Origin of the sequence: Streptomyces paradoxus (assembly GCF_014202475.1) — a bacterium.
Taxonomy (GTDB): Bacteria; Actinomycetota; Actinomycetes; order Streptomycetales; family Streptomycetaceae; genus Streptomyces; species Streptomyces paradoxus.
The window spans coordinates 367,777-391,529 of the sequence record NZ_JACHGV010000001.1 but is presented as its reverse complement, the minus strand read 5'-3'; the positions used below and the strand labels follow the sequence as shown (position 1 = coordinate 391,529).

Here is a 23,753-nt window from a genome sequence, read left to right as displayed (position 1 = left end):
ATGGCACACCACGGGCATGAAAAATGCCCTGCACCGGAGGACGGCTCGAACGCCGAGGTCGCACGCAGCGCACACCAGTCGGGTGTGACGCGGTGTCTCAGGACCTCAGACGAGCAACGTCCTTCTCCAATCGGCGGCAACAGGGACGCTTTACACCGTACGAGGGGCCTCTGAGCCTGTCAACGAATTAACGTGAAACCCGATCTCGCGCCCCGAGGAGGCCCCGTGCCCAACGGCCCGCTCACGCTGCCGGCCCGGCTCTGTCTGCTGGCCTGGGACGCCGCGCGGCCGGCTGCCGGAAGCGCCGCCCACCGGCCCGGGCCGGTCCGGGCCGGCGCCCTCGTCGAGCTGGCCCGTCGCGGCCTGCTCACCGACGACGACGGCATCGTCACACCGGCCGACCTGGACACGAGCACGGGTGACGCGGTCCTCGACGGGCTGCTCGAACTCGTCCGCGAGTCGTGCCCGCACCCCTGGCGGACCTGGGTGACGCTGCGGGCGCGGGTGACCCTCGACGCCGTACGGGAGCAGCTGGTGGCAGAGGGGTATCTGCGGGCCGAGAAGAGACGGGTCCTCGGCGTGTTCCCGTCCGTAGAGTACGCGCTGGAGCGCACGGCCGCCGTGGAGGTGCTGCGTGAGGAGACCCGGCAGGTCCTGCGCGGGCCGCTGCCGGTCGCGGAGATCTCCGAGCGGGACGCCGCGCTCGCCGTCCTCGCCGTCGCGGCGGGCCTGTTCGGCGAGAGCACTCCCGGCCGGCGCGTCGAGGAACTGGCCGAGCGGGCCGGAGCGGCGACGCCCGGGCTGCGCGGGATCGTGCGCGAGCTGACCACGGCGGTGACGGCCGGGGCAGCGGTGGCGACCTCGCCCTGACACCCGCCGGGGCGGGGGTACGGCGACTTCGCCCTGACACCCGCCAGGCCGGGGCGGAGGCCCACCCTGGAGCGGGCCGCCGCCTTCCGCGCCGGCGGTGCCGACGGGATCTTCGTCCCCGGGGCCGTCGACCCGGGGACCGTGAAGGAACTCGTGAACGGCGTCGACGCACCGCTGAACGTCATGGCCGGCCCCGGCGCACCCCCGGTCGCCGACCTGGCCGCCCTGGGCGTCGCCCGCGTCAGCGTCGGCTCGGATATCGCCCAGGCCGCCCACGCCCTGGTCCGCCGGGCCGCCCGGGAGCTGCTGGGCCGGGGGACCTACGGGCCGCTGACCGGCGCGCTCGCATACGGTGAGGTCAACGCCCTCCTCGAACAGGCTCGTCAGCTCAGCACGCGTCCCGCATCAGCTCGGCGAGACCGTGGTCCAGGTCCAGCTGGAGGTGCTCCAGACCGACGGGCACGAGTTCGCTGGTGGCCTCCAGGAACCGGCGGATCTCGCTGGAGCGGACGTGGACCACGGCCGTGCCCTCGGGGGCGTGGAACTCCAGCACGGTGCGGTCGTAGCCGTAGGGCCGCACGCGCACGTCACCGTGCCCCTCGGCGCTCTTCTGGCCCGCGGCGAGCAGCTCGCGGGAGAAGGTCCAGCAGACCTCGACGCCCTCCAGCGTGGCCGGGGCGGGGAAGGTCATGCGGACGGCGAAGGGATCACGCCGGTCGTAGTGCAGCGTCGCGGGAATGCTCGGCATACGCGGCGCGGCGGCGACGAGGCGGGCCTCCACGGGCTGCTCGATGACGATGGACAACGCCTTGCTCCCTTGTGACGGCTGGACGGACACTCCCGGGCGGATGAGGCCGGGCATGGGAAGAGACGACGGAATCAGCCAATCCGTGCACACGAAATGCGAGTGACCTCTGTCACCGCTTTTCATGCACCAGAGTGACGTGACTCTCCTCGTGTGCCCCCAAGGGCACTTGTGGCACCCGTCGATCCACCCGAAGCAGCCGCGAGGCCATCTGGACGGCACCGGGGCGGTGGGCTAGCTTCCCCCGCCATGAGGCGCATGGGGAGCACGCGACGGACGGGACGAACAAGCGGCAGGGCGACCGCGCTGGCGGCCTGCGCGGCGGCACTGGCAGCCCTGACCGCCGTACCGGCACAGGCGCACGAACCGGAGCGCCGGGTGCCGCACTGGGAACTCAAGGACACCGGCGCCCCGGAGACACGCTTCCGGGGCCTCGCCGCCGTCAGCCGGACCACCGCCTGGGTCGCCGGGACGGGCGGCACCGTCCTGCGCACCACCGACGCCGGGGCGACCTGGCGGAACGTCTCACCGCCCGGAGCGGGGGAGTTGCAGTTCCGGGACGTCGAGGCGTTCGACGCGCGCCGGGCCGTGGTCCTGGCCATCGGCGAGGGCGAGGCGTCCCGGGTCTACCGCACCGACGACGGAGGGGTGACCTGGACGGAGTCCTTCCGCAACACCGACCCCAAGGCCTTCTACGACTGCCTCGCCTTCTTCGACCACCGCCACGGCCTCGCGATGAGCGACCCGGTGGACGGCAGGTTCCGCATCCTGTCGACCGGCGACGGCGGCCGTACCTGGAAGGTGCTGCCGGAACGGGGCATGCCGGCCGCGCAGGAGGGCGAGGCCGGATTCGCGGCGAGCGGCCAGTGCCTGGTCACGTCCGGGCCGAGGGACGTCTGGCTCGCCACCGGCGGGGCCGCACGCGCGCGTGTGCTGCACTCCGCCGACCGGGGACTCACCTGGACGGCCGCCGACACGCCCGTCCCGGCGGGCGACCCGGCCCGTGGCGTCTTCGCGCTCGCCTTCCGCGACCGCACCCGGGGCCTCGCCGTCGGCGGCGACTACCGGCCCGACCAGCCTTCGCCGCGCGCCGCCGCCCGCACCTCCGACGGCGGCCGCACCTGGCGCCCGGCCGCCGCACCCCCGCCCGCCTACCGCTCCGGCGTCGCCTGGCTCCCGCACAGCCGCACCGCCGCCCTCGCCGTCGGCCCCACCGGCACCGACCTCACCACGGACGCCGGCCGCACCTGGCGGACCGTCGACACCGGTTCCTACGACACCGTCGACTGCACCCCGGACCACGGCTGCTGGGCCGCCGGCGAGAAGGGCCGGGTTGCCCGCCTGGAGCACTGAGCATGCGGGGTGCCCTGATCGTTGGCAGGGTGGGTACTCGTTCACTGATCGTGAAAGGAAGTGAGCGAGAATGCCACGCGGTTCGAGCTCCAAGCGGGAGCGCCAGTACGAGCACATCAAGGAAAGCGCGAAGGACCGGGGCGAGAGCACCGGCCGCGCCAAGGAGATCGCCGCGCGGACGGTGAACAAGGAACGCGCCCGCTCCGGCGAGTCGAAGACGGCCAGCCGCACCTCCACGAAGGACATGTCCTCCGGCAAGCGCGGCGGCCAGCGGTCGGGGCAGGGCTCCCAGGGCCCCACCTACGACCAGCTGTACCAGGAGGCCAAGCGCAAGGGTGTCGAGGGCCGTTCCAGCATGAACAAGAGCCAGCTGCAGCGCGCACTGGGCAAGTGAGGCGGATGCCTCAGAGGCTCTCCCGGTAGGCCTCCAGCGCGGGCGCCGTCTTCGTCGCCGTGAACTCGGTGACGCGGTACGCGCACACGCCCGCGGTGACGAACGGGTCCTCCGCGGTGATCGCCTCGATCCGCGCGCGATCCCCCGCGACGGCGATGATCACCCCGCCGTCGCGGGGGTTCTTGCGCCCGGACGCGAGGAACACCCCCTGCCGGTACTGCTCGTCGAGCCAGTCCACGTGCTCCTTCAGCACGGCGTCGACGGCTTCCAGCGGGGCGGTGTACGTCAGCTCCAGCACGAACATGCCCGGGAGCCTACCCCCGGGCATCCGCCCGGCCGCCGGGGAGCCCGTAGGCTCAGGCCACCATGACGACCGTACGCATCCCCGAAGACTGGCCCGCCACCGAGGAACAGGCCCGCGCCGTCCAGGACGAACTGCGCGCACGCGTGATCCTCGGCGAACCGGGACCGCCGCCCCGGACGGGCCACGTGACGGGGGTCGACGTCGCGTACGACGACGAGCGGGACGTCGTCGCGGCGGCGGCGGTCGTGCTGGACGCGTCGAGTCTCGAAGTCGTCGCCGAGGCCACGGCCGTGGGCCGGGTCTCCTTCCCCTACGTGCCCGGGCTGCTCGCCTTCCGCGAGATCCCCACGGTCCTCGCCGCCCTCGACGCCCTGCCCTGCCCGCCCGGCCTGGTCGTCTGCGACGGCTACGGCCTCGCCCACCCCCGCCGCTTCGGCCTCGCCAGCCACCTCGGCGTCCTGACCGGCCTGCCCACGATCGGCGTCGCCAAGAACCCGTTCACCTTCACCTACGACGACCCGGACACCCCGCGCGGCAGCACCTCCGCGCTCCTCGCCGGCTCCGAGGAGGTCGGCCGTGCCCTGCGCACCCGGGACGGGGTCAAGCCGGTCTTCGTCTCCGTCGGCCACCGCGTGACCCTGCCGAACGCCTGCGCCCACACCCTGGCGCTGACCCCCGACTACCGTCTCCCGGAGACCACGCGCAGGGCGGACGCGTTGTGCCGGAAGGCGCTGCGGGAGACCTACTCCGTCTGACCGTCCACGTGCCAGTGGCCCACCTCCCGGTACTCCGAGTCGTAAACAGCCGCCCCGTCCCCGGGGCTGAGCGCGTAGTGCCGGAGATTGCCGCCCCAGTACCTCAGGATCCGGCCCAGCTCGCCGGCCGGATCCTTCGCCAACGCCGCGTCGTCCATGGTGACTTCGAGAAGGAACTTCATGCCTTCAATGGTTTCATTGAAGTCCTCGTTGGCACTTCTGGAGCTTCCGCCGAGGCCGGAGTGCTCAAAGCCTCAAGTCGGGGAGCCGGCCGGGGCAGGGCAGGGCGGGGCGGGGCGGCGCGATCTGAGTACCGGCTCTGAGTACCTGCACGGATGCCCCGCCCCCGCCCCCGTCGGCAGGCTGGGCGCATGACGACGCACCGTGCCCCCAAGCCAGTTGCCGGCCCGACCCAGACCGTCGAGCGGGCCGTCACCATAGGGCTGATCCTCGCCGTGCTGGCCGGGCTCGGCTGGATCGCCGGGATGATCTACACCATCGCCGAGTGGCCGCTGTAGGACCTTCAGCGGGCCGACGCGACGCGGAAGCGGATGCCCGCCGCGCGCAGCCGGTCGATCAGCGCGTTGCCCATCGCCACCGCCGTGGTGACCTGGCCCGCGGTCCGCGGCAGGTCGTCGAAGGCCAGGCACAGCGCGGACTCGGCCAACATCTTGGCCGTCTCGTCGTAGCCGGGATCGCCGCCCGAGACCTCCGTGTGCACCCGCTTGCCGCCGCCTTCGCCCACGAAGCGCACGGAGAACCAGCTCTTGGCCCGCTTCTCGGGGCTCGGCCCGTCCCCGGGCTTCAGACGGTCCGACAACCAGCGCCGCGCGGGCGGCACCTGGGCCGCCGCGACCAGCGCGCCGACGGCCGCGACCCCGCCCACGGCGACCGGCAGGTGCCGGACGGCCGCGTACTGCCGGTAGCGGAAGTCGGGCCCGTACCGGTCGAGGGCCGACGCCGAGCGCCGCACGATCTGCGGGTCGATGGTCGGCATCGGCAGCGCCCACGCGCCGACCTCCTTGGCGAACCGCGGGCCGCCCAGCGGGGCCGACGTCCGCCGGCCCACCAGCCGCGGCTCGTGCCGCCGCCGGTCGCGCGCGGCGGCCGCCATCTGCCGCTGCCGTGCGAACTGGCCCAGCGCGGAGGCGAAGGTCCCGCCCGAGAAGGCCGCGTCGGCGGTCACGAAGCCCTCGACGCTCAGCGGCACGTCCTCCGGCAGCTGCTGCACGGTGAAGTACACGCCGAGGTCGTGCGGGATCGAGTCGAACCCGGCGGCGTGCACCAGCCGCGCCCCGGTCTCCCGCGCGCGTGCGTCGTGCCGCACGTACATCAGGTCCACGAACTCCGGCTCGCCGCACAGGTCCAGGTAGTCGGTCCCGGCGTCCGCGCAGGCGGCGACGAGCTCCTCGCCGTAGGTCACGTACGGGCCGACGGTCGTGGCCACCACGCGCGCGTGCTCCGCGAGGTCGCGCAGCGAGGCCGGATCGGAGACGTCCGCCTTCAGCACCCCCACTTCGGCGTCGGCGGGCAGCCGCTCCCGCAAGCGCTCCAGCTTCCCGGCGTCGCGGCCCGCGATCGCCCAGCGCAGTCCCTCGGGCGCGTGGGCGGCCAGGTACTCCGCGGTGAGCGCCCCGGCGAAACTGGTCGCTCCGAAGAGCACGATGTCGTACGGACGGTCCGTCCTGCTTTGCCTGCTCATGACACCCCTCGGTCGTGCAGCCCGTGCCGCTGTCGGTGGCCGAGGCTAGCGTGAGGAGTGCGGAGCCCGACGACGAGCCCGGAGGACGACGATGGCCGTGCCCAGGAATGCCCTGAAGAAGTGGGAGAAAGTGCGCGCGTTCGCACTGGAACTGCCGGATGCCGTCGAGGAGTTCCCCTGGGGCGAGTCGGTCGCGAAGGTCAACAAGAAGGTGTTCGTCTTCCTCGGGGTCCAGGACGGCAGTTACCCCCTGGGGGTGACGGTGAAGCTCAAGGACGAGACGGCGCACGCGCACGCGCTGGCCTGCCCCGGCGCCGAGCCCGCCGGATACGGCCTGGGCAAGGCGGGCTGGGTGTACGTCCCCCTGGAGCAGCAGGGCGCCCCCACGGCCGAGGTGCTCTGCGACTGGGTGGAGGAGAGCTACCGGGTGATCGCCCCGAAGCGGCTGATAGTCGTGCTGGACGGGCACTGACCTCGTCCGGCAGATTGCTAAGCGCTTGCTCGTTCAGGGCTTGTGCCGAGTGGAACACGTTCTTAGCATCACTGGTGTTACATCAGATGTGTCACAGCACTGGGGGCTGGATGACCACGGCAAGGACGCCAGGACACGGCCCGCTCTCCGGCGTGCGCGTCGTCGAGCTGGCCGGCATCGGACCCGGCCCGTTCGCCGCCATGCTCCTGGCCGACCTCGGGGCCGACGTCGTGCGCGTGGACCGCCCGGGCGGCCCCGGCCTCGCGATCGACCCGGCCTACGACATCACCAACCGCAGCAAGCGCTCGGTGGTCGTCGACCTGAAGGCCACCGGCGGCCCGGAGCAGGTGCTCGACCTCGCCGCCCGCGCCGACATCCTCGTCGAGGGCTACCGTCCCGGCGTCGCCGAGCGCCTCGGGGTCGGACCGGATGCCTGCCACGCCCGCAACCCGCGTCTCGTCTACGGCAGGATGACCGGCTGGGGCCAGGACGGCCCGCTCGCCCAGCGCGCCGGGCACGACATCGCGTACATCGCCCCCACCGGCACCCTCGGCATGATCGGCCGCCCGGACGAACCGCCGGCGGTCCCGGCCAACCTGCTCGGCGACTACGCGGGCGGCTCCCTCTACCTCGTCGTCGGTGTCCTCGCCGCCCTCCACCACGCCCGCGCGACCGGCACCGGCCAGGTCGTGGACGCCGCCATCGTCGACGGCACCGCCCACCTCTCCACGATGATCCACGGCATGCTCGCCGCCGACGGCTGGCAGGACCGCCGGGGCGCCAACCTCCTGGACGGCGGCTGTCCGTACTACGGCACGTACGAGACGGCCGACGGCCGGTACATGGCCGTCGGCGCCCTGGAGCCGCAGTTCTACGCGGAGTTCCTCGCCCTCCTCGGCATCGGGGACCGGGCTGCCGCGCGCAAGGACGTCGCCCGGTGGGGTGAACTGCGCGAGGAAGTCGCCGCCCGCTTCAAGAGCCGTACGAGGGACGAGTGGACGGCTGTCTTCGACGGCACGGACGCGTGCGTGGCGCCCGTGCTGTCGCTGCGCGAGGCACCGCACCACCCGCACCTGGCCGCCCGCGGCACCTTCACCGACCACGGCGGCATCACCCAGCCCGCCCCGGCCCCCCGCTTCTCCGCGACCCCGACCTCCGTCCGCACCGGGCCGGCCCGGCCGGGCGCCGACACGGCGGACGTCGCCCGGGACTGGGACGTCCCCGGGCTGCTCCCGTCGTCCCGCAACCCTCAGTGAAAGGCCTCCTCGTGAGCACCGAAGCGTATGTGTACGACGCGATCCGCACCCCGCGCGGCCGCGGCAAGGCGAACGGCGCCCTGCACGGCACCAAGCCCATCGACCTGGTCGTCGGACTCATCCACGAGATCCGCGCTCGCTTCCCGGACCTGGACCCGGCCGCCGTCGACGACATCGTGCTCGGCGTCGTCGGCCCGGTCGGCGACCAGGGCTCCGACATCGCCCGGATCGCCGCCATCGCCGCGGGCCTGCCCGACACGGTCGCCGGTGTGCAGGAGAACCGCTTCTGTGCCTCGGGCCTTGAGGCCGTCAACCTGGCCGCCGCCAAGGTGCGTTCCGGCTGGGAGGACCTCGTCCTCGCGGGCGGCGTCGAGTCCATGTCCCGGGTGCCGATGGCCTCCGACGGCGGTGCCTGGTTCAACGACCCGATGACCAACCTCCAGGTCAACTTTGTGCCGCAGGGCATCGGCGCCGACCTCATCGCCACCATCGAGGGCTTCTCCCGGCGCGATGTCGACGAGTACGCGGCCCTCTCCCAGGAGCGGGCCGCCACCGCCATGAAGGACGGCCGCTTCGAGAGGTCCGTCGTCCCGGTGAAGGACCGCAGCGGCCTCGTCGTCCTCGACCACGACGAGTTCCCCCGCCCCGGCACCACAGCCGATTCCCTGGCCAAGCTCAAGCCGTCCTTCGCGGACATCGGTGAACTGGGCGGCTTCGACGCGGTGGCGCTCCAGCAGTACCACTGGGTGGAGAAGATCGACCACGTCCACCACGCGGGTAACTCCTCCGGCATCGTGGACGGCGCTTCGCTCGTGGCGATCGGCTCCAGGGAGGTCGGCGAGCGCTACGGCCTCACCCCCCGCGCCCGGATCGTCTCCGCCGCCGTCTCCGGCTCCGAGCCGACCATCATGCTCACCGGCCCCGCCCCCGCCACCCGCAAGGCCCTCGCCAAGGCCGGGCTGACCATCGACGACATCGACCTCGTCGAGATCAACGAGGCGTTCGCGGCGGTCGTGCTGCGCTTCGTGAGGGACATGGGCCTGTCCCTGGACAAGGTCAACGTCAACGGCGGCGCGATCGCGCTCGGCCACCCCCTCGGCGCCACCGGCGCGATGATCCTCGGCACCCTCGTCGACGAACTGGAGCGCCAGGACAAGCGCTACGGCCTCGCCACGCTGTGCGTCGGCGGCGGCATGGGCGTCGCCACCATCGTCGAGCGCATCTGACCCCCTCCCGACGGATCACACGGAGCACCTCCACATGAGCACTGAATCCACCACCATCCGCTGGGAACAGGACCGCACCGGCCTCGTCACCCTCGTCATCGACGACCCGAACCAGTCCGCGAACACCATGAACCAGGCGTTCCGCGACTCGCTCGCCGCCGTCGCCGACCGCCTGGAGGCCGAGAAGGACTCCATCCGGGGTGTCATCATCACCTCCGCGAAGAAGACCTTCTTCGCCGGCGGTGACCTGCGCGACCTCATCCGCGTCACGCCCGAGACGGCCCAGGAGCTGTTCGACGGCGGCATGGCGATCAAGCGGAACCTGCGCCGCATCGAGACCCTCGGCAAGCCGGTCGTCGCCGCGCTCAACGGCGCCGCGCTCGGCGGCGGTTACGAGATCGCCCTGGCCTGCCACCACCGCGTCGCCCTCGACGCGCCCGGCTCCAAGATCGGCTGCCCCGAGGTCACCCTCGGCCTGCTCCCCGGAGGCGGCGGCGTCGTCCGCACGGTCCGCATGCTCGGCATCGCCGACGCCCTGCTGAAGGTCCTCCTCCAGGGCACCCAGTACAGCCCGCGCCGCGCCCTGGAGAACGGCCTCGTCGACGAGGTGGCCGACAGCCAGGAGGACATGCTGGCCAAGGCCCGCGCCTTCATCGACGCCAACCCCGAGGCCCAGCAGCCCTGGGACAAGCCGGGCTACCGCATCCCGGGCGGCACACCGGCCAGCCCCAAGTTCGCCGCGAACCTGCCCGCCTTCCCGGCCAGCCTGCGCAAGCAGACGAACGGCGCCCCCTACCCGGCCCCGCGCAACATCCTCGCCGCCGCCGTCGAGGGCTCCCAGGTCGACTTCGAGACCGCGCAGGTCATCGAGGCCCGCTACTTCGTGGACCTGGCGGCCGGGCAGACGTCGAAGAACATGATCCAGGCGTTCTTCTTCGACCTCCAGGCGGTCAACTCCGGCGCGAACCGACCCAAGGGCGTCGAACGGCGCCAGGTCCGCAAGGTCGCCGTGCTCGGCGCCGGCATGATGGGCGCGGGCATCGCCTACTCCTGCGCCCGCGCCGGCATCGACGTCGTCCTCAAGGACGTGTCCCTGGAGGCGGCCCTCAAAGGCAAGGGCTACTCCGAGAAGCTGTGCGCCAAGGCCGTCGCCAAGGGCCGTACGACCCAGGAGAAGGCCGACGCGCTGCTCGCCCGCATCACCCCCACCGCCGAGGTCCAGGACCTGGCCGGCTGCGACGCCGTCATCGAGGCCGTCTTCGAGGACACGTCCCTCAAGCACAAGGTGTTCCAGGAGATCCAGCACGTCGTGGAGCCCGACGCGCTGCTGTGCTCCAACACCTCCACGCTGCCCATCACCGCCCTCGCCGAAGGCGTGGAGCGCCAGGGCGACTTCATCGGCCTGCACTTCTTCTCGCCGGTCGACAAGATGCCGCTGGTCGAGATCATCAAGGGCGAGCACACGGGCGAGGAGGCCCTGGCCCGCGCCTTCGACCTGGTGCGGCAGATCAACAAGACGCCGATCGTCGTCAACGACTCGCGCGGATTCTTCACCTCCCGCGTCATCGGCCACTTCATCAACGAGGGCGTCGCCATGGTCGGCGAGGGCATCGAGCCCGCCTCGGTCGAGCAGGCCGCCGCCCAGGCCGGCTACCCGGCCAAGGTGCTGTCCCTGATGGACGAACTGACGCTGACCCTGCCCCGCAAGATCCGGGCCGAGTCTAAGCGGGCGGTCGAGGAGGCGGGCGGCACCTGGACGGCCCACCCCGCCGAGGCCGTCATCGACCGCATGGTCGACGAGTTCGGCCGCACCGGCCGCAGCGGCGGCGCCGGCTTCTACGACTACGGCGACGACGGCAAGCGGACCGGCCTGTGGCCCGGACTGCGCGAGCACTACACCAAGCCCGGCCACCGGATCCCGTTCCGGGACATGCAGGAACGCATGCTGTTCTCCGAGGCGCTGGACACCGTCCGGCTGCTGGAGGAGGGCGTGCTGACCTCCGTCGCCGACGCCAACATCGGCTCCATCTTCGGCATCGGCTTCCCGGGCTGGACCGGCGGCGTGCTGCAGTACATCAACGGCTACGAGGGCGGCCTGCCCGGCTTCGTGGCCCGCGCGCGGGAACTGGCCGAGCAGTACGGGGAGCGCTTCGCCCCGCCCGCTCTGCTGGTGGAGAAGGCGGAGAAGGGGGAGCGGTTCAGCGACTCAGCCTGACCCGGCGGACTCCGACGGCCCGGTGAGCCACTCGTCCAGCTCTTCCTTCAGCGACCGCTGAAACGCGGTGAGGAGCGCCTGCACCACCAGCGGGTGCATGTGCGCCGACAGGGACCGCACGTCCCGCGCGTCGCGCTCCGCCACCTCACCGCGGAAGAGCTGGGACAGCTCCCGGGCCGCGGCGCGCGCGTGCTCGACGAGGACCTTGCGCGCCGCGAGGATCGCCTCCTGGGAGAGCGGCACGTCCAGCAGCCCGGCGCCCAGCCGGAGCAGACCGAGGTCGGCCTCGTACCCGCCGTCGGCGGGCCGGACCACGCCCATCGCGACGAGCCGCTCCACGTCCTCGTCGCCCAGCGGCCCTCCGGCCCGCCGCTCCAGCTCCGCCCGGGTGACCGTCTCGACGCTCTCCGGCGCCCAGGAGGCCACCACGGCCCGGTGGATGGCGAGGTCGTGCGCGCTCAGGTCCGGCGGCAGCTGCCGCAGGTAGCGCTCGATGCCGGCCAGCGTCATGCCCTGCTGCTGCAACTCCTCGATCAGGGCCAGCCGGGCCAGGTGCTCGCGCCCGTAGTGGCCCACGCGCCGCGGACCGAGCTCCGGCGGGGGCAGCAGCCCCTTCGTGCCGTAGAAGCGGACCGTGCGCACCGTGACACCGGCGCGGGCCGCCAGCTCGTCGATCGTGAGGGTCGGCTCCTCGGTGTCGGTCGTCATGTGCAGCAGTATCGCTGTCTCACCAGTGCTGTGAAACCTCCCGCGCCCCAGGTGACCATCGTGTGAGAAGTAGCGCTCTGTGACGTATGCCACCGCGTGAGTCGCGCAGCGTGGGGGAAGGTGGCCCCTTGGTCTGTGCCTTTACCGAGGGCGCAGACCTTATGTACGTCCAAAGCCGAGCGCGACCCGCTCGGGCGCACCAGAGAGTGGATCCACCGTGAGCAAGGACGCCGTGAACACGGCAGCAGCCGCATCCCCCAGTGACGCGGCGCAGGTGCCCGCGGACGCGGGCGACGCCGGCTACAGCAAGGACCTCAAGGCCCGCCACGTCAACATGATCGCCATCGGGGGCGCGATCGGCACCGGGCTCTTCCTGGGCGCGGGCGGCCGCCTGCACAACGCCGGGCCGGCGCTGGCGATCGCCTACCTGGTCTGCGGCATCTTCGCCTTCTTCGTGGTCCGGGCCCTCGGTGAGCTCGTGCTCTACCGCCCGTCCTCGGGTTCCTTCGTGTCGTACGCGCGCGAGTTCCTCGGTGAGAAGGGCGCGTACGTCGCCGGCTGGATGTACTTCCTCAACTGGTCGACCACCGGCATCGCCGACATCACCGCGATCGCGCTCTACACGCACTACTGGAGCCTGTTCACCGACATCCCGCAGTGGGTGCTCGCGCTGGTCGCCCTCGCGGTCGTCCTGGCGGTCAACCTGATCTCGGTGAAGATCTTCGGCGAGATGGAGTTCTGGTTCGCGATCATCAAGGTCGCCACGCTCGTCGGCTTCATGTTCGTCGGCATCTTCCTGCTCGCCACGCAGCACGAGGTGGGCGGCCAGACCCCGGGCCTGAGCGTCATCACGGACAACGGCGGCGTCTTCCCGCACGGCATGATGCCGGTCGTCCTCGTCATGCAGGGCGTGATCTTCGCGTACGCCGCGCTGGAGCTGGTCGGTGTCGCCGCGGGCGAGACCGCCGAGCCGGAGAAGGTCGTCCCGCGCGCGGTGAACTCGATCATGTGGCGGGTGGGCCTGTTCTACGTCGGCTCGGTCGTCCTGCTGGCCCTGCTGCTGCCGGGTTCGGTCTACTCGGCCGACCAGAGCCCCTTCGTCACGGTGCTGTCGAAGATCGGCGTCCCGGCCGCGGGCGACGTGATGAACCTGGTGGTCCTCACGGCCGCCATGTCCTCCCTCAACTCCGGGCTGTACTCCACGGGCCGCATCCTGCGCTCCATGGCGATGGCGGGCTCCGCCCCGAAGTTCACCGCGCGCATGAACCGCAGCCAGGTCCCCTACGGCGGCATCCTGCTGACCTGCGCGGTGTGCGTGCTCGGCGTCGGCCTGAACTTCCTCGTGCCGGCCCAGGCCTTCGAGATCGTGCTGAACGTCGCCTCCCTCGGCATCATCAGCACCTGGGTGATCATCATGGTCTGCCACCTGGTCTTCGTCCGCCGCGCCAAGGCCGGCGAGGTCACCCGCCCCTCCTTCCGCCTCCCCGGCAGCCCGGTCACGGAGATCACCACGATCGCCTTCCTGCTGGCCTGCCTCGGCATGATGTGGAACGACCCCGAGGTCGGCCGCAAGACCCTCCTGCTCATCCCGCTCATCGCGGCCATGCTGGTCGCGGGCTGGTTCGGCGTCCGCCGCCGGGTCTCCCGGACAGCGGACCAGGAGCTGTCGCAGCTGACGAAGTAGCAGACGGGCCCCTGTCCGGAGCCGGGGCAGGGGCTTCGTCCTGCACGGGGAGTGAGACCCCGGCATGAACCGGCCGGCTCACCCCTGGCTGTCGAAGGCCCGTACCAGGCAGGCGGCCAGGTGCCGCGCGATGGTGCCGGCGGGGTCCAGGCGGGGGTTGAAGATCGCCACGGTGAGGCCCACCGCCCCGCCGCCGGACAGGGCCGTGCGCAGGACCGTCTCCAGCTCCTGCCAGGTCAGGCCGTCCGGCTGCCGGTAGTCGACGGCGGGCATGACCGCGTCGTCCAGGACGTCGACGTCGAGGTGGACCCAGTACCCGGCGCCCGTGCCGTCACCGGTCAGCAGCCGGACGGCGCGCCGGGCCGCCTCGGCCGCCCCCAGGGCGCGCACGGTGTCCAGCTCCATCGCGTGCAGCGCGCGCGGCAGCGGCTGCATCCCGTACGACGCGGACTCCTCCGCGTCCCGGAACCCCAGGGCGACGACGTCCTCGTCCCGCACGAGCGGGCCCCGGCCCTCCAGGTCGGCCAGCACGCGCGGGCCGCGCCCGGTGGCCAGGGCGAGTTCCATGGAGGCCACCTCACCGGCCGGCTCCGCCGACGGCTGGTAGAAGTCACTGTGCCCGTCCAGGAAGAGCAGACCGTGCCGGCCGCGGCGGCGCAGCGCCAGCAGGGTGCCGAGCAGCACGCTGCAGTCACCGCCGAGCACGACGGGGAACCGGCCCCCGTCGAGGACGCCGCCCACCGCGTCGGCCAGCGCGCCGGAGTACGCGGCGATGCCGCCCGGGTTGAGGAGCCCCGTCCCCGGATCCCGCTCCGGCTCGTACGGCGGCGGCTCGACCCGGCCCGCGCGCACCGCCCCGAGCCCCTCGGCCAGCCCGGCCCCGAGGAGCGCCGCGGGCAGCTCCTCGACACCGGTGGGGCGCAGCCCGAGCACGGACGGTGCCTCGACGATCGCCGTGTTGCGCACGCCCCCTCCTCGTTCAGCAGCCCTGTTCAGCCGCCGGGCCCGTACGACCGGCGCTCATGAGCCCACCGTAAGGCGAAAGCCGGGGCCGGTCGCGCCGGGCGGCGTACCGCGCGTCAGTGCCCGTGCACCCCGTTCGTCGCGGCGATCCGCTTCCACGACCTGGGCTGGGAAACGCCCTTCGCCGCCTTCGCCACCGCCGCGGAACGGGCCGCCGGCAGCCCCGGCTTCGACGGCTGGAACAGCCACGTGTCGAACAGCGCGGCCAGCGGCTCGCCCGACACCTCCTCCGCGTACCGCTGGAAGTCCGCCACCGAGGCGTTGCCGTGGGCGTACTTCGCCGGCCAGCCCTTGAGGATCTCGAAGAACGCCTCGTTGCCGATCTTGTTGCGCAGTGCCTGGACGGCCAGCGCGCCACGGTCGTAGACCGCGATGTCGAACTGGTTGTCAGGGCCCGGATCCCCGGGCTTCACCGTCCAGAACGGGTCGTCGGCCGGATGGGAGGCGTACACGTAGTCGGCGAGTTCCTGCGCGGTGCCCTCGCCCTCGTGTTCGGACCACAGCCACTGCGCGTACCGCGCGAACCCCTCGTTGATCCAGATGTCCTTCCAGCGCTTGAGGGACACGTCGTCGCCGTACCACTGGTGGGCCAGCTCATGGACGACGACGGACACGTTGGACCCGTTCGCGAACTGCCGCGGGCTGTAGAACGGCCGGGTCTGGGTCTCCAGGGCGTACCCGGTGCTGGTGTTCGGCACGTACCCGCCGAGCGCGTTGTAGGGGTACGGCCCGAAGTACCCCGCGAGCCAGTCCGCGATCTCCCCGGTCCGTTCGATGCTCGCCCGCGCCGCCCCGGCATGGGCGCCGAGATCCTTGCTGTAGGCGTTGAGGACCGGGATGCCGCCCTCGGTCGTGCCGGTCGTGATGTCGAACTTCCCGACCGCGAGCGTGGCGAGGTACGTGGCCTGCGGCTTGTCGGACCGCCAGTTCCAGCGGGTCCAGCCGAGCCGTGAACCCCTCGACTGCAGCGTGCCGTTGGAGATGGCCTGCGTGCCGTCCGGGACCAGCACGGACACGTCGTAGGTCGCCTTGTCGAGCGGATGGTCGTTGCCCGGGAACCACCACGCCGCCGCCTCGGGCTCGTTCGCCGCGACACCCCCGTCCGGGGTGCGGTGCCAGCTGGTGAAGCCGTGGGCCCGCTTCGACGACGGCACCCCGCGGTAGCGCACGACGACCGTGAGGGGCGCGCCCTCGGCCGGCGGGGTCTTCGGCGTGATCTCCAGCTCCTGCTCGCCCGAGGTCCGGAACGAGGCCTTCGTTCCGTTGACCCGCACCTCGCTCACGTCCAGCAGGAAATCCAGGTTGAAGCTCGACAGGTCCTGCGTGGCGCGGGCCACGAGGGTCGCCGTGCCCTCCAGTTCGTCCGTGGCCGGCTGGTACTTCAGCCGGAGGTCGTAGTGGGAGACGTCGTAACCGCCGTTGCCGTGGTCCGGGTAGTAGGGGTCGCCGATGCCCGGCGCGCCGGGGGAGTGGGGCGCGGCCGATGCCGGGATCGCCAGCAGGAGAACGGTCGCCGCCAGGGCTCCCGGCGCGATGATTCTGCGGTGCACGCAAGGCTCCAAGTCGTAGGGTCGCGAGGTCCGTCAGGGGTCTGTCCGGGGTCTGTCCGGGGTCTGTCAGGGGTCTGTCAGGGGTCTGTCCGGAGCCTATTGACTCCCTGTGTCCCTGATCATGTCCATGGCCCCTGCTGTCACACGATCGCCATTCGGCCGACATGAGACACCCGTCCCACGCGCCCGCCCGGGACACGCCGGTCCGTCAGTTGCCCTCTTCTGCACCGCAGTTCACCGATGTACCGTCCGGCGCATGCCGAAACGCACGCGCTTCACGACCTGGAGACCGCTCGCGACGGCGGCCACGGCCGCCCTCTTGGCCACCCTGATCACCCCCGCGGCCGTACAGGCCGCACCGGCCGCCCCGCGCGGGAGCGAACCCGTCTACTCCTACGAGAACGCCATCCGCGAGGCCGTCTGGGTGGACACCGGGCTCGACGGAGACCGCGACGGAAAGACCGACCGGGTCGCCGTCGACATCGTCCGCCCCCGCGAGACCGCCCGGCAGGGCCGCAAGATCCCCGTCATCATGGACGCCAGCCCGTACTACTCCTGCTGCGGGCGCGGCAACGAGAGCCAGAAGAAGACCTACGACGCGCAGGGCCGCGTCGCACAGATGCCGCTGTACTACGACAACTACTTCGTCCCGCGCGGCTACGCCTTCGTCGGCGTCGACCTGGTCGGAACCAATCGCTCCGACGGCTGTGTCGACGTCGGAGGCCGTTCCGACGTCCAGTCCGCCAAGGCCGTCGTCGACTGGCTGAACGGCCGCGCCAAGGCCTACACGAGCCGCACCGGCGCCACCCGCGCCCAGGCCGGCTGGACCAACGGCCGCACCGGCATGATCGGCAAGAGCTGGGACGGCACCATCGCCAACGGCGTGGCCGCCACCGGCGTCAAGGGCCTGAAGACCATCGTCCCCATCAGCGCCATCTCCTCCTGGTACGACTACTACTTCCAGCAGGGAGCCCCCCTCTACGACTCCGGCCCCGCGTGGCTGTCGGACTACGTCAACAGCCCCGACGCCCGAGCCAAGTGCGCAGCCGTCCAGCAGAAGCTCACCGACGGCGCCCCGCGCACCGGCGACTGGACCCCGCTGTGGACCGAGCGCGACTACGTGAAGGCCGCGCGCAAGGTCAAGGCCAGCGTCTTCCTCGTCCACGGCATGCAGGACCTCAACGTCCGCATGAGGCACGTCGGCCCGTGGTGGGACGCCCTCGCGAAGAACGGCGTCGAGCGCAAGATCTGGCTGTCCCAGACCGGGCACGTCGACCCCTTCGACTTCCGGCGCGGCACCTGGGTCACGACGCTGCACCGCTGGTTCGACCACGAGCTCATGGGCATCGACAACGGCATCGACCGCGAGCCCATGGCCGACATCGAACGCGCGCCCGACCGGTGGGACACCTCCCGGGTCTGGCCGCCGAGCGGCACCCGGGCCGCCACCCTGCGCCCCGACCGTGGCGCCCAGGCCGGCGTAGGCACCCTCGGCCTGCACCGCGGTCACGGCACCGAGAGCTTCACCGACGACCCGAAGCTGAGCGAGACCGACTGGGCCGCCCGGATCGACCGGCCCACACCGGAGAAGGCCGGTTTCGTCACCGGACCGCTCACCCGTGACCTGCGCCTGTCCGGCTCCTCCGAGGTCACCGTCACCGCGACGCCCTCCACCCCGACGGCCCACCTCTCCGCCGTCCTCGTGGACATCGGCCCCGCCACCATCCGCGACTACGCGGACGCCGGCGAAGGCATCACCACCCTCACCGGCCGCACCTGCTGGGGCGCGAGCACCACCGGTGACAGCTCCTGCTTCAAGGAGACGAAGGCGAAGACCGCCGACGTCGACTACACGGTCGTCAGCCGCGGCTGGGCCGATCTCGGCAACCACGCCTCCGACCACAAGGGCGCCCCGCTCACCCCGGGCAAGCGGTACACGATCACCGTCGACCTGGCGGCGACCGACCACGTCGTGCCGAAGGGCCACCGCCTGGCGCTGATCGTCGCGGGCACGGACAAGGACCTCATCGACCCTCCCGCCGACCGGCCGAAGCTCACGCTCGACCTCTCCCGTACTTCGGCGCGCGTCCCGTTCGCCGGCGGAGCCACCGCCTTCGCCCGCGCCACAGCGGGGACCTCGCTCGCCACCCCCGGCGCCACGCTCTTGGACGGCGTCCGCGAGCCGCGCACCACGCACCGCGTCCCGGGGGAGGCCCGGTGACCCGCGCCGGCGCCCTCGTCCTGACCGCGGCCGCCCTCACGGCCTCCCTGGTCGCCGCACCGGCCCAGGCGGCCCCGGACTCCCCGCCGCGCACCGGCTTCGAACAGTCGAACGGCGCCCGCTGGACCACGCAGCCCGAGGAGCAGGACTTCCTCAAGGCGGTCGACCGCTCCAGCGGCCGCGTCTCCATGACCAGCTTCGGCACGACGAAGCAGGGCCGCCCGCTCCAGCTGGTGCGCATCGGCACCCGCCCGAGCGCCGGCAAGGTGCTGCTCGTCTGCAGCCAGCACGGCGACGAACCCTCCGGCCGCGAGGCCTGCCTGACCACCGTCCGCGACCTCGCGTACGCCCGCGACAGCCGCACCCGGCGCTTCCTGGACCGCACCACGGTCCTGGTCGTGCCCACCGCCAACCCGGACGGCCGGGCCGCGAACACCCGGGGCAACGGCGACGGCGTCGACATCAACCGCGACCACCTCGCCCTGAAGACCGCCGAGGGCCGCGCCCTGGCCGCCCTCATCCGCGACCACCGCCCCGACGTCGTCTACGACCTGCACGAGTACGGCGCCACCCCGCCGTACTACGACAAGGACCTCTTCGACCTGTGGCCGCGCAACCTCAACACCCACGAGGCCGTCCACGACGAGGCCAGGACCCTGTCCGAGGCGTACGTCCGGCCCGCCGCCCGGCGGGCCGGCCACTCGACCGGCACCTACGGCATCTGGACCGACCCGGAGACCGGTGAGCCGGTCAAACAGGTCGCCGGCGACGGACAGGAGCGCATTCTGCGCAACATGTCCGGTGTGAAGCACTCCGTCGGGCTGCTCATCGAGAGCCGCGTGGACCCGCTCACCGACGCGGAGAAGGCGGACGAGGCCCTGAACAACCGGCGCAGGGTCACCTCACAGCTCGATGCCCTGAAGGGGCTGTTCGGCTACACCGACCAGCGCCGCGGCCGGATCGAGACGGCGACGACCGGCGCCCGGCTCGCCGGGTACGCCGACACGGGCCCGGTCTACGTCGGCGGCGCCGACAACGACCCGCCCGAACCGGGGCACATCATCCAGAACCCGCCCTGCGGCTATCGGCTCACCGCCGCCCAGTACGCCGAGGTGGGCGACGAACTCGCCCTGCACGGCGTGCGCGTGCGCAAGGACCGCGACGGCGTGCTCGTCCCCCTGCGCCAGCCCCTGCGGGCGCTCGTGCCGCTACTGCTCGACGACCGGGCCGAGTACCACCTGACCGGAGGTTCATCCGAAACCGCATGCTGAGAGGGGTGAAATTCCGCCACACGTGGTAGCAGCGTTACGGAGGACCTGCGTCCTCCCCTGCTTTCCCAGATGAGAGGTGCCGCCTGTGACGCAAGAACGACCAAGCGACAAGGACTCCCCAGACGGAGTCGCGCTGCCGGGGTCGGAAGCGGGCCTGCCCGGTCAGGACCGGCCGCAGACCGACCGCATCGTCTTCGGCGTCACGGCGGTGCTCACCCTCGCCTTCGTGGTCTGGGGCGCCGCGGCGACCGACTCGCTCGAAGACGTCTCCACCAGCATGCTCAGCGGCCTGATGCACAACGGCGGCTGGGCGTTCATGCTCGCCGCCTCGGGCTTCGTGGTCTTCGCCCTCTGGCTCGCGATCAGCCGCTACGGCCGTATCCACCTCGGCGCGGAGGGCGAGGAACCCGAGTTCCGCACGGTGTCCTGGGTCGCGATGATGTTCAGCGCGGGCATGGGCATCGGCCTGATGTTCTACGGCGTGAGCGAGCCGCTGTCGCACTACGGCACGCCCCCGCCGGGATCCAACCCGGCCGACTCCGGCGATCGCATGGAGACGGCCATGGCCACCACCCTGTTCCACTGGACGCTCCACCCCTGGGCGATCTACGCGGTGGTGGGCCTCGCCATCGCCTACAGCACCTTCCGCAGGCGGCGCCGGCAGACCATCAGCGCCGTCTTCACCCCGCTGATCGGCAAGAAGAACGCCAACGGCGGCATCGGCCGGGCCATCGACGTCCTCGCGATCATCGCGACCGTCTTCGGCTCCGCCGCCTCCCTGGGGCTCGGCGCGCTCCAGATCGGCTCCGGTGTGCAGGAGCTGAAGTGGATGGACAAGGTGAGCACCGGGCTGCTCGTCACGATCATCGCGGTGCTGACCCTGGCCTTCGTCGCGTCCGCGATCTCCGGCGTCGAGAAGGGCATCCAGTGGCTGTCCAACACCAACATGGTGCTGGCGCTGGTGCTCGCCCTGTTCGTGTTCGTGGCGGGCCCGACCATCATCGTCCTCGACCTGCTGCCCACCTCGGTCTTCGCCTACCTCGGCGACCTGCCCCAGCTGGCCGGCCGGACCGAGGCGAGCGGCGGCGAGGGCGTCGCCGACTGGCTGGGCAGCTGGACGGTCTTCTACTGGGCGTGGTGGATCTCCTGGACGCCGTTCGTCGGCATGTTCATCGCCCGCATCAGCCGCGGCCGCACGATCCGCCAGTTCGTCGGCGGGGTCATCCTCGTGCCCAGCACGGTCAGCCTGATCTGGTTCGCGATCTTCGGCGGCTCGGCGATGAAGATGCAGGAGGAGGGGCAGCTCGGCAAGGAGGCGACCCCGGAGGGCCAGCTCTTCGGCGTGCTCCAGCAGTTCCCCATCGCCACCGTCACGAGCCTGCTCGTGATGATCCTCGTCGGCATCTTCTTCGTCTCGGGCGCCGACGCGGCCTCGATCGTCATGGGCACCCTGTCGCAGAAGGGCGCCCTCGAACCCGGCCGCTTCGTGGTGGTGTTCTGGGGCGTGGTCACCGGTGCGGTGGCCGCGATCATGCTGCTCGTCGGCAGCGGTCAGGGCGACGCCCTGACCGGTCTGCAGAACCTCACGATCCTCGCGGCTGCCCCCTTCGTCATCGTGATGATCTTCATGTGCGTCGCCCTGATGCGCGACCTTCGCCGCGACCCGGTGATCGTGCGTGAGCAGATGGGCTCCGAGGCCGTCGAGATGGCCGTCATGGAGGGACACAAGAAGTACGACGGCGAGTTCGAGTTCCGCGTCGGCCCGGGCCGCGGCCCGGACGTGGAGGGCGACCCGATCGGCAAGCACTGATCCCGAAAGGCAGCGGGCGGTCCGGGTCCCACGACCCGGACCGCCCTTGCCGTTCCCATGGGGTCGCGCTCAGCCGGCCACCAGCCGGGCCGCCTCCTCCGCGCACCCCCAGGCCACGGTGACGCCCCCACCGCCGTGGCCGTAGTTGTGCACCAGGAGCCGCCCGTCCGGCAGGGCGTCGCGCTCCAGCCGGACCGCCGGACGGGTGGGCCGCAGACCGACCCGGTGCTCCAGCACACGGGCCCCGGCGATCTCCGGCCTGAGCGCCGCGCAGCGGCGGACGATCGCCTCGGCCGTCGCGGGGTCGGGCTCCAGCGACCAGGCGTCCTCCTCGGACGTACCGCCGAGCACGAGCCCGCCCGGCTGCGGGAACAGGTACGCGTGCTCCCCGGCCGCGTCGGTGGAGACCAGCCAGGTGTCGATCCCCGGGTTCTCCACGACGACCAGCTGCCCCCGCACCGGCCGCACGGAGAGGTCCGGCACCAGCTCCCGCGCGGCGAGCCCCGTGCAGTTGACCACGACCGGCGCGTCCACCTCCGCGAACCCGGACACCGCGTGCGTCTCGACCACACCCCCCGCCGCGACGAACCGCTCCCGAAGCCACCGCAGATGGACCGGCATGTCGATGAGCGGCAGCCGCACCCAGAGGCCCGTGCCCGCGTATTCGCCGGCCGTGGCCGCCCGCAGCCCCGGCACCCGGCCCGCCAGCCACGCGTCGGCCTCGTCGAGGCGGGTCTCGCCCTGTACCCCTTCGACCATGCGTACGCCGGCCGGTTCGTCCCGCGCGGCCAGCTCCTCGTACACCTCCAGCGACCGCAGCGCCCACATCCGAGCCGTCGCGACCGGCTCGATCCGGTACGGCCACCACAGCGCACCCGCAACGGCTGAGGTGGTCGCCTCGACGGGGTCCCGCGTCCACACCCGCACCCGCCACCCGCGCGCGACGAGAGCCAGGGCCGTCGTCAGCCCGACCACCCCGCCCCCGACCACCACGATCTCGCCACTCGCGTCGCTCGCCATGCCGGGACCGTAGCGGAATGTGTCATGCCGTGCTCACATCACGCGCAGTGTGGGGATACTCACAGCATGTGTGCCGAGTACGCGACCTTCGGCCTGGCTCCCGCGATGCGGGCCGGGGGAGTCCTCAACGACGGTGGTTACCAGGTCCACCGGGACTTCGTGGACTTCATCGTCGACGGACGCCCGCTGCTGTTCCAGCTCTCCGACCTCGACGCGGTTTCCCCGCTCGCCTCCGACGTCCCTCCCGCGATCTTCACCGCACAGGTCCGCAGCCTGCTCCTGGAGAGCGAGGCCCCGCTGCCCGGCGGCCGTTACGTCGTCTACGGCTGTCCCGAGTGCGAGGACCTGGCCTGCGGAGCCGTCACCGCCGTCATCCAGAGTGACGGTGAGGACTTCATCTGGCGGGACTTCGCCTGGCAGACCGATGAACACGCCGATCTGGAGCTCAACGGCTACCACGGCATCGGCCCGTTCCGGTTCCGCGGCGCCGAGTACCGGACGGCGCTGGGCGCCCTGCTGAACGGCTCCGCGCCCGACCCCTGCCGCCGCGTGCTGCTGATCGGCTCTCGCGTGGCCGTCCTCGCCAAGCTCGCCGCCGCATTGCGCACCATCGGTGTCGGCGCCGACATCGCCCATGACGCCGACGGCGTACCCCCGGAGGAACTCCGCGGCTACGGCGCCGTCGCCTTCGGCCACGCGGCCGGAGAGCAGGAACGTGCCGCCGTCCGCCGCGCCTTCGAACGCGCCGGGGTGCCGGTCGCCCACGTCGACGGCCTCGCCCCGATCGTCCCGCTCCTCGTCGCCCAGATCGAACACGCCCTGGACCGCAGCCCGGCCGGCCGGCGCCGCCTCACCGGCCTCACCGCCGCCGACGGCGGCGCGGACGTGGAGGTCACCTCCGCCTGCCGCGTCACCCTCACCGTCTACCGCCTCGACCGGCTCTCCCGCACCCACACCCACGAGGTCTTCGACGGCGTCCTCGAAGCGGGCCGCCACCGCGTCGCCCTCGACCCGAGATCGGTCCGGGGGCGGTCGTTCGTCGTGGCCCGCACCTCCGGAAGCGTCCTGGTGGCGGCCGTGAACCACTGAGCGGCCCGGCCGTTAGGATCGGCGC

At 72.1% G+C, this 23,753-nt stretch carries 22 protein-coding genes and 1 pseudogene; 15 read left to right on the top strand and 8 right to left on the bottom strand.

The genetic code is table 11. The features are described 5' to 3' along the window. Nucleotides 1-225: 225 nt before the first annotated feature. Nucleotides 226-870, top strand: a complete 645-nt coding sequence (locus HNR57_RS01800; RefSeq protein ID WP_184554872.1) for a GOLPH3/VPS74 family protein — start codon at nucleotides 226-228, stop codon at nucleotides 868-870. Nucleotides 871-933: 63 nt separating this feature from the next. Continuing rightward, nucleotides 934-1,254, top strand: a pseudogene (locus tag HNR57_RS01795) (isocitrate lyase/phosphoenolpyruvate mutase family protein); the annotation flags it as partial. Nucleotides 1,255-1,258: 4 nt separating this feature from the next. Here the strand turns inward: HNR57_RS01795 and ssgD are convergent. Continuing rightward, complete coding sequence (gene ssgD / locus HNR57_RS01790) at nucleotides 1,259-1,675, bottom strand: spore wall synthesis regulator SsgD (protein ID WP_053674905.1); 417 nt, start codon at nucleotides 1,673-1,675, stop codon at nucleotides 1,259-1,261. Nucleotides 1,676-1,933: 258 nt separating this feature from the next. Here ssgD and HNR57_RS01785 point away from each other — a divergent pair, with 258 nt between their 5' ends. Next, on the top strand, nucleotides 1,934-3,028 hold the full coding sequence (locus HNR57_RS01785; RefSeq protein ID WP_184554869.1) for a WD40/YVTN/BNR-like repeat-containing protein: 1,095 nt from the start codon (nucleotides 1,934-1,936) through the stop codon (nucleotides 3,026-3,028). 70 nt (nucleotides 3,029-3,098) lie between these two features. After that, nucleotides 3,099-3,422: a hypothetical protein gene (locus HNR57_RS01780; protein ID WP_062930312.1), complete on the top strand. Its 324-nt coding sequence runs from the start codon at nucleotides 3,099-3,101 to the stop codon at nucleotides 3,420-3,422. A 10-nt stretch (nucleotides 3,423-3,432) separates the two neighbouring features. Here the strand turns inward: HNR57_RS01780 and HNR57_RS01775 are convergent, their stop codons facing one another. Further along, a complete protein-coding gene (locus tag HNR57_RS01775) occupies nucleotides 3,433-3,726 on the bottom strand; it encodes a YciI family protein (RefSeq protein WP_184554866.1) in 294 nt (97 codons plus the stop codon). A gap of 62 nt (nucleotides 3,727-3,788) precedes the next feature. Here HNR57_RS01775 and HNR57_RS01770 point away from each other — a divergent pair, with 62 nt between their 5' ends. Then, nucleotides 3,789-4,481: an endonuclease V gene (locus HNR57_RS01770; protein ID WP_184554863.1), complete on the top strand. Its 693-nt coding sequence runs from the start codon at nucleotides 3,789-3,791 to the stop codon at nucleotides 4,479-4,481. Here HNR57_RS01770 and HNR57_RS01765 read toward each other — a convergent pair. Then, nucleotides 4,469-4,663: a hypothetical protein gene (locus HNR57_RS01765; protein ID WP_184554860.1), complete on the bottom strand. Its 195-nt coding sequence runs from the start codon at nucleotides 4,661-4,663 to the stop codon at nucleotides 4,469-4,471. The genes HNR57_RS01770 and HNR57_RS01765 overlap by 13 nt on opposite strands. 189 nt (nucleotides 4,664-4,852) lie before the next feature. Between HNR57_RS01765 and mmpA the strand changes: the two genes are divergently transcribed. Next, the gene (gene mmpA / locus HNR57_RS01760) at nucleotides 4,853-4,999 is read left to right on the top strand and encodes a morphogenic membrane protein MmpA (RefSeq protein ID WP_010042861.1); all 147 of its coding nucleotides are present in this window, start codon (nucleotides 4,853-4,855) and stop codon (nucleotides 4,997-4,999) included. 5 nt (nucleotides 5,000-5,004) lie between these two features. Here the strand turns inward: mmpA and HNR57_RS01755 are convergent, their stop codons facing one another. Beyond that, the gene (locus tag HNR57_RS01755; RefSeq protein ID WP_184554857.1) at nucleotides 5,005-6,183 is read right to left on the bottom strand and encodes a saccharopine dehydrogenase family protein; all 1,179 of its coding nucleotides are present in this window, start codon (nucleotides 6,181-6,183) and stop codon (nucleotides 5,005-5,007) included. 91 nt (nucleotides 6,184-6,274) lie between these two features. Between HNR57_RS01755 and HNR57_RS01750 the strand changes: the two genes are divergently transcribed. From HNR57_RS01750 to HNR57_RS01735, 4 genes are all read left to right on the top strand, one after another. Next, nucleotides 6,275-6,655: an MmcQ/YjbR family DNA-binding protein gene (locus tag HNR57_RS01750; protein ID WP_184554854.1), complete on the top strand. Its 381-nt coding sequence runs from the start codon at nucleotides 6,275-6,277 to the stop codon at nucleotides 6,653-6,655. 110 nt (nucleotides 6,656-6,765) lie between these two features. Then, nucleotides 6,766-7,911 carry a CaiB/BaiF CoA transferase family protein gene (locus HNR57_RS01745; protein ID WP_184554852.1) on the top strand — a complete coding sequence of 382 codons (1,146 nt, stop codon included), beginning with the start codon at nucleotides 6,766-6,768 and terminating at the stop codon, nucleotides 7,909-7,911. A gap of 11 nt (nucleotides 7,912-7,922) precedes the next feature. Continuing rightward, nucleotides 7,923-9,137 carry an acetyl-CoA C-acetyltransferase gene (locus tag HNR57_RS01740; RefSeq protein ID WP_184554849.1) on the top strand — a complete coding sequence of 405 codons (1,215 nt, stop codon included), beginning with the start codon at nucleotides 7,923-7,925 and terminating at the stop codon, nucleotides 9,135-9,137. A 34-nt stretch (nucleotides 9,138-9,171) separates the two neighbouring features. Next, nucleotides 9,172-11,352 (top strand): 3-hydroxyacyl-CoA dehydrogenase NAD-binding domain-containing protein, encoded by a 2,181-nt coding sequence (locus tag HNR57_RS01735; RefSeq protein WP_184554846.1) that lies wholly within the window; start codon nucleotides 9,172-9,174, stop codon nucleotides 11,350-11,352. Here the strand turns inward: HNR57_RS01735 and HNR57_RS01730 are convergent. After that, a complete protein-coding gene (locus HNR57_RS01730; RefSeq protein ID WP_184554842.1) occupies nucleotides 11,344-12,060 on the bottom strand; it encodes a MerR family transcriptional regulator in 717 nt (238 codons plus the stop codon). The two genes, HNR57_RS01735 and HNR57_RS01730, sit on opposite strands and share 9 nt — an antisense overlap. A 217-nt stretch (nucleotides 12,061-12,277) precedes the next feature. On the opposite strand from HNR57_RS01730, the gene HNR57_RS01725 reads away from it, so the two are divergent. After that, nucleotides 12,278-13,744 (top strand): amino acid permease, encoded by a 1,467-nt coding sequence (locus HNR57_RS01725; protein WP_184554839.1) that lies wholly within the window; start codon nucleotides 12,278-12,280, stop codon nucleotides 13,742-13,744. 78 nt (nucleotides 13,745-13,822) lie between these two features. On the opposite strand, the gene HNR57_RS01720 is transcribed toward HNR57_RS01725, so the two are convergent. Continuing rightward, nucleotides 13,823-14,710: an arginase family protein gene (locus tag HNR57_RS01720; protein WP_184554836.1), complete on the bottom strand. Its 888-nt coding sequence runs from the start codon at nucleotides 14,708-14,710 to the stop codon at nucleotides 13,823-13,825. 113 nt (nucleotides 14,711-14,823) lie between these two features. After that, on the bottom strand, nucleotides 14,824-16,317 hold the full coding sequence (locus tag HNR57_RS01715) for a M1 family metallopeptidase (protein WP_184554833.1): 1,494 nt from the start codon (nucleotides 16,315-16,317) through the stop codon (nucleotides 14,824-14,826). Between the two features lie 256 nt (nucleotides 16,318-16,573). Between HNR57_RS01715 and HNR57_RS01710 the strand changes: the two genes are divergently transcribed. The 3 genes from HNR57_RS01710 to HNR57_RS01700 all read left to right on the top strand — a co-directional run bounded on the left by HNR57_RS01710 (nucleotide 16,574) and on the right by HNR57_RS01700 (nucleotide 21,619). Then, nucleotides 16,574-18,538: a Xaa-Pro dipeptidyl-peptidase gene (locus HNR57_RS01710; RefSeq protein WP_184554830.1), complete on the top strand. Its 1,965-nt coding sequence runs from the start codon at nucleotides 16,574-16,576 to the stop codon at nucleotides 18,536-18,538. Further along, nucleotides 18,535-19,809, top strand: a complete 1,275-nt coding sequence (locus tag HNR57_RS01705) for a M14 family metallopeptidase (protein ID WP_184554827.1) — start codon at nucleotides 18,535-18,537, stop codon at nucleotides 19,807-19,809. Before HNR57_RS01710 ends, HNR57_RS01705 begins: the two co-directional genes overlap by 4 nt. An 85-nt stretch (nucleotides 19,810-19,894) precedes the next feature. Further along, on the top strand, nucleotides 19,895-21,619 hold the full coding sequence (locus HNR57_RS01700; RefSeq protein WP_184554824.1) for a BCCT family transporter: 1,725 nt from the start codon (nucleotides 19,895-19,897) through the stop codon (nucleotides 21,617-21,619). A 69-nt stretch (nucleotides 21,620-21,688) separates the two neighbouring features. Here the strand turns inward: HNR57_RS01700 and HNR57_RS01695 are convergent, their stop codons facing one another. Continuing rightward, a complete protein-coding gene (locus HNR57_RS01695) occupies nucleotides 21,689-22,639 on the bottom strand; it encodes an NAD(P)/FAD-dependent oxidoreductase (RefSeq protein ID WP_184554821.1) in 951 nt (316 codons plus the stop codon). 66 nt (nucleotides 22,640-22,705) lie between these two features. Between HNR57_RS01695 and HNR57_RS01690 the strand changes: the two genes are divergently transcribed. Then, nucleotides 22,706-23,728, top strand: a complete 1,023-nt coding sequence (locus HNR57_RS01690; RefSeq protein ID WP_184554818.1) for an oxidoreductase — start codon at nucleotides 22,706-22,708, stop codon at nucleotides 23,726-23,728. Nucleotides 23,729-23,753: the final 25 nt, after the last annotated feature.